At 68.8% G+C, this 7,423-nt stretch carries 6 protein-coding genes and 1 pseudogene; 3 read left to right on the forward strand and 4 right to left on the reverse strand.

Annotated features, from left to right (window positions below):
* Positions 1-82: 82 nt before the first annotated feature.
* The 3 genes from ACGFI8_RS43700 to ACGFI8_RS43710 all read left to right on the forward strand — a co-directional run bounded on the left by ACGFI8_RS43700 (position 83) and on the right by ACGFI8_RS43710 (position 5,501).
* The gene (locus ACGFI8_RS43700) at positions 83-1,588 is read left to right on the forward strand and encodes a DUF4419 domain-containing protein (protein ID WP_392813914.1); all 1,506 of its coding nucleotides are present in this window, start codon (positions 83-85) and stop codon (positions 1,586-1,588) included.
* Between the two features lie 536 nt (positions 1,589-2,124).
* Positions 2,125-3,729, forward strand: a complete 1,605-nt coding sequence (locus ACGFI8_RS43705) for a hypothetical protein (RefSeq protein ID WP_392813916.1) — start codon at positions 2,125-2,127, stop codon at positions 3,727-3,729.
* Between the two features lie 440 nt (positions 3,730-4,169).
* Positions 4,170-5,501: a glycoside hydrolase family 18 protein gene (locus tag ACGFI8_RS43710; protein WP_392813918.1), complete on the forward strand. Its 1,332-nt coding sequence runs from the start codon at positions 4,170-4,172 to the stop codon at positions 5,499-5,501.
* A gap of 87 nt (positions 5,502-5,588) precedes the next feature.
* On the opposite strand, the gene ACGFI8_RS43715 is transcribed toward ACGFI8_RS43710, so the two are convergent.
* The 4 genes and pseudogenes from ACGFI8_RS43715 to ACGFI8_RS43730 all read right to left on the reverse strand — a co-directional run.
* Complete coding sequence (locus tag ACGFI8_RS43715) at positions 5,589-5,990, reverse strand: hypothetical protein (RefSeq protein ID WP_392813920.1); 402 nt, start codon at positions 5,988-5,990, stop codon at positions 5,589-5,591.
* A 116-nt stretch (positions 5,991-6,106) separates the two neighbouring features.
* Entirely contained in the window at positions 6,107-6,577 is a 471-nt protein-coding gene (locus ACGFI8_RS43720) for a CBS domain-containing protein (RefSeq protein ID WP_392813923.1), read from the reverse strand.
* 107 nt (positions 6,578-6,684) lie between these two features.
* Positions 6,685-6,804, reverse strand: a complete 120-nt coding sequence (locus ACGFI8_RS43725) for a helicase-related protein (protein WP_392813925.1) — start codon at positions 6,802-6,804, stop codon at positions 6,685-6,687.
* A 404-nt stretch (positions 6,805-7,208) separates the two neighbouring features.
* A pseudogene (locus tag ACGFI8_RS43730) lies at positions 7,209-7,409 on the reverse strand (recombinase family protein); the annotation flags it as partial.
* Between the last annotated feature and the right edge of the window lie 14 nt (positions 7,410-7,423).

The following is a 7,423-nucleotide window of genomic DNA, read 5'->3' on the forward strand; positions in this document are numbered from 1 at the left end:
AAGGTTTCGACCGCCGTGGTCGGCGCGGTCGCCGCGTAGCAGCGGGGCAGTGCGGTGCGCGGTCGGTGGTTATGGTTCGGGCATGATCACCTTTCCGGTCGATGATGTGACGCCCGCCGGCGCGCCGCTGCCGACCCGGCCGCTCGGCGGGCTGTTTCCTGACGCCCTGGCGTTCGGTGGTGACCCGGCGCTGCCGGTGCTCGACCCGGACGGGGTGCACCCGCTGCTCAGCGCTGTCGCCCGGGCGTTCGCCGACCATCGGCCGCTGGTGCTGTCGCCCGACGCGGTGTGGCTGACCATCGCGCACGGCGTCGCCCAGCACGTCCGGCTGCACGCCGAGCAGCTGCGCCCGCGGCTGGTCCGCCACACCGGCAAGAAGCGACTTACCGTGACCATCGACGGGGCGGTGCCGCACGACACCGCCTCGTGGGCGCACACGACCGAGTTGTTCACCAAGCTGCTCGCCGCCGAGATCATCGACGCCGACCTGTTCGAGTGTGACTTCTCCACGAGCACGGACGTCGAGCGAACGGCGGGGCGGGTGGTGCTGCTCGACGTCTACTCGCCGTATTTCTCGTTGTGGCTGCAATCCATCTGCGGCATCCCCTCCGTTACGCTGACCGGCACCGTCGAGGACTGGCGACGCATCCGCGCGCGGGTCGACGCTATCGCCGGCTTTGGCCTGGAGACGTGGTGCCGATCGCTCGCGCCGATCGCTGACGAATTCGTCCGGGCCTCGGCCGGTGACCCTGACCCGGAGTTCTGGCGGCGGATCTACAACCCGATCGACGCGTACGGCGGCAATGTGATCACCGGCTGGGCGGCCCGCTTCTATCCGTACCTCAAGGGCATCACGGTCGACGTGCCGAACACACTGCTGGAGCTCCCGATCGGCGAGCCGCGCGACGTGATCGTGGAACCCCGCAGCTTCTACACCGGCCCAGGCGTCCAGAGCTCCTCGATCCCCGCCACGCTGTCGCGCGTGGTCGTCAACGTCAATGATCGGGTCTCCGGCGACAACCGGGTGGTGGCCCTGTACGCCGGCCTCGTCGGCGTCGCCCAGGACCCCGACGGCGCGCTGCGGCCGGTCGCCGCGTGGCACGTGGCGCCCGCGGTCATCGAGATCGACGACGTGATCGACCGGATCGTGCGTGAGCACGACACCACCCCGGCGCAGGAGGTGCCCGGTGAAGCGCCCGTCGAGGTGATCGCGCTCTACCACCGCGTCGGCTCCGCGACCCTGTTCGGCGGCCGCTGGCGGCTGGTGCCGGCGAACGAGCGCCGCTACATCGACACCGACATCCTGGACCTGTGGACCGAGACGCTCATCGAGCTGGCCGACGGCCGGACCATCGCCTCGGCGACCGACGTGTCCACAATGATCACCTACTGGGTGCTGTGCCGGGTGGTGGAGATCGGCGAGCCCGGACGGTCCACGCCCCGGTTCCGCCTGGCCGACGACCCAGCCGACGTCCCGTTGCTCGGCACTTCCTTCGTCATGCTGCTCGACGCCGCTATGGACTCCGGCGGCAACATCGCACACCTGAAGACCGGGCGCCTCGGCCAACTCGACGCAGTGGCCGGCTAAACCGCTGCCAACCACCCACCGGCAGCTCGCGATTCATACAGCGGCGCAGCCAGCATATTGACCGCGCTCGTGTGGGCCGATCACCGTGCGGGCCGTTGAATCTGACGCAGGCTTCAGGCCCTCGACTCGGCGAGACATCCTCGAACGCACTGACATCGGCACGTCCGGGCACCACGATCGGAGAGCCGCCGCAACTTGTCGCTACGGACGGTGACAACCATCCACCAACCGCCGCGCGTGCTCCGCGGCATGATGTTGACCGCGGCCGGGCCCGCGCTGGCAGGCTGGGCGGCGCTCGACTGGCCGCGGCGTTGGGATGCCGGCCAGCCGTCACCGCCTGTGCGGAGAGGTCACCGGCTGTGAGCCGCGTTGAACCATTCGGACGCCGGTTCCGCCCAACCAACCGGCGCGATGTCAGGTGGTTCTCGTCGTGCCGCACCCGACCCGGTACCTGGCCGGCAACCTGAACGCCTGGCGAGCCCCGGCGGGCGTCGTACAGTCAGCCGTGCGCCGCGACCTGACCGACATGCATGCCCGTGCCGACGGCTACCGCGACCGCGGTTGGCCCGACGACGCCGGCCCGGGCGGGAAGGCCCGCGGCCGGACTGAACGACCGCGCGCTGGGCTGGCTGCGGTTCATGTGGGACAAGGCGACGACTGCTGACGACTGGAGTGACCTGGGCGAACCCCACCCGTGGTGGGATCGCTACAGCGCTGCGCCGATGTGCACCTTTCCCCGGTTCGACGTCGCATATATGGGTTTCGTCCTTCCGCTCATGCTCGAAGCGACCCCGGCATGGCAGGAGGTCTACACCCGGATCGCGGACGAACTCATCCACCGCTATACATCATTCTGGGGCGCAGTCGACTGGTGCACGCTGATCGGGCCTGATCCCGGTGTGGACCGCTACCCACCTGAGTGGCTGGTCAGAATTCCCGAGCCGCTTCGTGGCCGCTATTCGATGCCGGGATGGACCGGAAACGGGGTCGAACCATGGGGGCTGCAGCCGGACCCGGTCGGCGCCGACGGCAACCTGTTCTACCGGGGCTGGTTGAACCTGCTGCTCGGGATACGCCGCTACGTGTCCGGTGACACCAACGAGCACCAGCCACTCGACATCACCGGGTACCAGAACCGCCGGTTCACCTGGACCCACTCGCGGATTGCGGAGTTCATCTCCGCCCAGTTCCGGGCCCGCCCGCAGGGCCCGCACTGCGAGAACACCAAGATCTGGCCATTCTGCGTCAGCGCCGCCGGGCTCGGGCTGAAGCTCTACGACGCGCTGCTCGGAACCAACCTGCACGAGCCGTTCCCGCGCTGGATCGACTACGCCCGCCGGCACTACATGAGCCTGACCCGCACCGGCGAGCTGGACACGTTCGCGTCCTACTACGACCCGATGGAACAACGCCTCATGACCCTGCCCGGACCTTTCGTGGCCCACATGGTGCTTCCCTGCCTGCTGTACTTGCACCCGCAGGACCGTGAGTTCGCCGCCTGGCTGTACGAGCTGTCGATGCACCGACTCGGCTGGAGTAACCCTGATGTGCCCCCGAGCCAGCTCGGCCTCGACCCGCACCAGCTTTGTACAGCCTTGTGGATGGCACGCGAAGTTGGGGACACCGCCACCGAGGACCGCATCCGGGCCATCGCCGAGAGCGACTTCCAACCCCGGTTCTTCGGCCACGAGAACGACCGTTTCGCATTCTGGTTCGGCTACGACTCCACTTGGCCCCGCGGACAGCTCAACGCCACGATGATGCTCACCGAGTGCGCCGGCCCGGGGGCGTGGTGGCGGGTCTTCAACGAGCCCCAACGCGGACTGACGTCGCGACCGACTCTGCGCGGTGTCGACTACCCCGACATGGGCATCCGCCGAGCCCAAACCGACATGGCCCAGCGCATCCTCACCATCGAGACCACGGCCGGCACGCCCTCGCGGCGAGGCTATCGCACCAGCTTCACGATCGACCAGCTCCCGAGCCCCGCCGAGGTATCCGTCACCGTCGACGGCCAGGACACAACCGGCTGGCACGTCACCGGCGGCGATTCCATCCGGCTCGACCTGGACATCGACGACCGCCAGATCCGCGTCGCCTTCCCAAACGGCGCCTCCCAAGCAAGCAATCCCAGCGAATGAAGGTGCGCGATTCGCGGGTCCGCTACCGCTGAAGTGCTCGCATGGCGCCGGTTTGCGACATGCCAGGCTGACCGCTTGCGGTCGGCAGCCACACTTGGGTGATGCGGCCGAGCGGGTCGTGCGCAACGTCGGTCCGCTTGCCGTTGACGTCCGACGTGACCACGGCAGAGCCCCAGGCCAGGCCGGTATCCCGGCTGGACCGGCACGGCCGGTCCGCCGTTGACCGGCACCGCCAATACCTGCCTGACCTGGGTCCTGATCTCGGGCGGCAACCGGACGGCCCTGGCCGCCGGCCGACCGCACGGCGCGGACCGCCAGCACGCCCCGGCAGCGAGAGTGCGACTGTCAAGAAAGTTTCCGGTAACTCTTGCGCCGCAAGATCTTTCATCGATACCGTTCACCGCACCCGAACGGGCCCGCACCACGATGGTGGAGGTGTCATGAGGATGCGCACAGCCCGCGCCGCCGCAGCAGCCATACTGGTCGCGGCTGGCCTCGCGGTGGTGAACACCGCCACCCAGGCCAGCGCCGCCGGCGTCGCGGCGACCGCTGCCCCGTACGTCAAGGTCGGATACTTCACGCAATGGGGCATCTATCACCGTAACTTCCAAGTGAAGAACCTGCACACCTCGGGGATGGCGGCGAAGCTCACGCACATCAACTACGCGTTCGCCAACGTGGGCGCCGACGGCCGCTGCTTCGAGGCAAACCAGGCCGGTGTCGGCGATGCGTGGGCCGACTACCAGCAGCGGTTCAAGGCCGGCGACTCGGTCGACGGGGTCGGCGACGTCATCAGCCAGCCGCTCGCCGGCAACTTCAACCAGCTACGCAAGCTCAAGGCGATGTACCCGAACCTCAAGGTGCAGCTGTCGATCGGCGGCTGGAGCTGGTCGAAGTACTTCTCCGACGCGGCGCTGACCCCGGCATCGCGGCAGGCGTTCGTCGCCTCCTGCGTCGATCTGTTCCTGAAGGGCAACCTGCCGATATTCGGGACCTCCCCGCACGGCGGGCCGGGCAGCGCGTTCGGCGTCTTCGACGGGATCGACCTGGACTGGGAGTGGCCGGGATCGGAGGGCAATACCGGCAACGTCATCCGAGCGCAGGACAAGCAGAACCTGACGTTGCTCGCCGCCGAGTTCCGCCGGCAACTCGACGAGTACGGCGCTCAGGTCGGCCGGAAGTACTCGCTGACCGCGTTCCTGCCCGCGGACCCGGCGAAGATCGCCGCGGGGATCGAGGTGGCGCCGCTGTTCGGCTACCTCGACTTCGCCACCGTCCAGGGGTACGACCTGCACGGCGCGTATGAGCCGACCACCAACCACCAGGGCCAACTCTTCTCCCCCGCCGCCGATCCCGCCCCCGAGCGGTACAGTGTCGACCTGGCCGTCCGCACCTACGTGAGCGGCGGCGCCCCGGCGGCCAAGCTCGCCATCGGCATCCCTTACTACGGGCGCGGCTGGACCGGCGTCACCAACGCCAACAACGGTCTCTACCGGCCTTCCTCCGGTCCGGCAAAGGGCACCTACGAGGCCGGGATCGAGGACTACAAGAAACTGGTCGCCAAGAACGGCAGCCGCTTCTACGACGCCAGCGCCGGGGCGTCCTGGCTCTTCGACGGACGCAACTTCTGGTCGTACGACGATCCGCAGGTGATCGCCCAGAAGACGGCGTACGTGAAGGCGAACGGCCTCGGCGGCACGATGGTGTGGTCGCTGGACGGCGACACAGACACGGGCACGCTCACCACCGCTGTCCACAATGGCCTGAACTGACCAACGGCTGAGGGTGGCCGGCATCGGTGATCTGCCCGGCCACCCGCAGCATCCCGCCAGCCGCCGCCTGCCCGACCGCCCGGTCAGCTACGGCTGCTGGAGTGCCGCAGCACCTGCCGGTGCACCGCACGTACCTCGGCGGGCAGCGCGCTGCGGCCGGTCGGTGCGGATCGCCCCGCCCAGCTGGCTGTATTCGGCCGCCGATGCAGAGTCGGTGACCTCCCGGCCGGCCCCGGCCGGGCCAGCGGCGGCGCGCAGCGCGGTGCGGATCTGGTCGGCGGTCGGAGGCCGCAGCACACACGCCGCCGGCCCGTGCGGGTCGTCGCCGGTGACATCCACGCCGTCGATGAGTACCGACGGCGACGGGTAGGCGCCGATCCGCTCGATCACCGACACCGCCACGCCGGCGTCGGCCAGGCAGGCGTGCAGCAGCTTCCGGGTGGCGTCCAGGTTCGGGCAATCCGGTACTGCCCGCAGTTCCACGATCACGACCCCAGTGTCAACCCTGTAGCGTGCTCCAGGTCAAGCGGCTGCGCGGGCAGGCTGGGAGTGGCGGCGGCCAGCGGGGTGGTGAACGCCGCGGCTTGCTCCCCCTGCGTGAATCGTCAGCGGGTGCCCGAAATGTAGTTGCTCAATGCGGACCGCTCGGTTTCAAGCTCATCGATGCGGTTCTTCACGACGTCGCCGATGCTGACGATCCCTTGCAAGGTGCCGGCCACCACGACCGGCACGTGCCGGACCCGGTGTTCGGTCATGATCCGCATGACCTGCTCAAGGTGGGTATCCGGCTCGACAGTATGTACCTCGGCCGTGTGGATCGCCGTAACCGGCTCGGACAACACGGCCGCGCCTCGCTTGGCCAACGCCCGAACGACGTCGCGCTCGCTGACGATTCCGCCGACCGAAGTGCCGTCGCGCGAGACGACGACCGCGCCGATGCGGTGCTCAGCCAGCACGGTGAGCAGGTACCGTACGTCGCTGTCTGGGGTGACTGTTACGACCTGTCCGCCTTTGACGCGAAGTAGATCACTAATACGCATATGGCCCTCCCGGAGACCGGAGGCGCGGCGAGTCATGACGTTTGCCAGAATTCCAGCGTAAAGGGTCTCCGACGGCGCAGCAGCGGCCCGTGAGATCACCGGGCGCTCTTCAGAGCATCCCGCCGGATGATGTTCGTTGGCGGCTACACCGGGTGGCATGGACGTGACCGACCGGCCCGTCCGGTCTGCTGGGCGTAGTTCGCGGGACGGCGCGGCAACGCCGCCAGCACGACCGCCGACAGGTCACCGATGTCAATGCCCATCTCCAGCGTGGGCGTGCAGGACAGCACGTTCGGCGCCTTGAAGCCTCACCGAGTTTGAAGGCGCGCTCGACGCGTTCCCGCTGCGGGCGGGTGAGCATGCCGGTGTGCTCGGCGGTGATCACCTGGTAGGTGCCCGCCTCCCGGTACAGCCGGCGGTAATAGTCGCGGGTGTAGTCACGGTCCCGCTGGTGACGGCCCAGCCCTTCCGGCTGGTCGCCCGCGACGAGGCGGCCGGTCCGGCACCGGTAGGCGGGGCAGGGCTGGTCCCGCCACTGATCCAGCAGCGACGGATGCACGGTCCGTCTGGACACCACCCACTGGTTGGCGGCGGCCCACCGCTGGGTCTTGAACGGCCCGGGCAGGTGCGGCGGGGTGTGATGCGCGGGTTGGCGATTCCACACCTGCCGGCCGGTGTACTTCGCGTTCATCAGGATCGCCCGCACGGTCGTCAACCCCCATGCGGTCCCGGCCCGGTGCGGGTTGCGCGCCGCGTCGGCCCGCGAGGGGCACGGCACACCCTTGCTGTTGAGCTCGGCGGCGATGCTCGACACGCTGCGGCCGGTGAGCCGCTGCGCGAAGATCCACCGCACCGTCGGCGCGGTCACCGGATCCGGGTCGT

The sequence above is a fragment of the Dactylosporangium sp. NPDC048998 genome (assembly GCF_043197855.1).
GTDB lineage: Bacteria > Actinomycetota > Actinomycetes > Mycobacteriales > Micromonosporaceae > Dactylosporangium.

Coding starts and splice junctions, on each gene's coding strand:
- ACGFI8_RS43700 (WP_392813914.1), top strand. CDS start 83: ATGATCACCTTTCCGGTCGATGATGTGACGCCCGCCGGCGCGCCGCTG.
- ACGFI8_RS43710 (WP_392813918.1), top strand. CDS start 4,170: ATGAGGATGCGCACAGCCCGCGCCGCCGCAGCAGCCATACTGGTCGCG.
- ACGFI8_RS43720 (WP_392813923.1), bottom strand. CDS start 6,577: ATGACTCGCCGCGCCTCCGGTCTCCGGGAGGGCCATATGCGTATTAGT.
- ACGFI8_RS43725 (WP_392813925.1), bottom strand. CDS start 6,804: ATGGGCATTGACATCGGTGACCTGTCGGCGGTCGTGCTGGCGGCGTTG.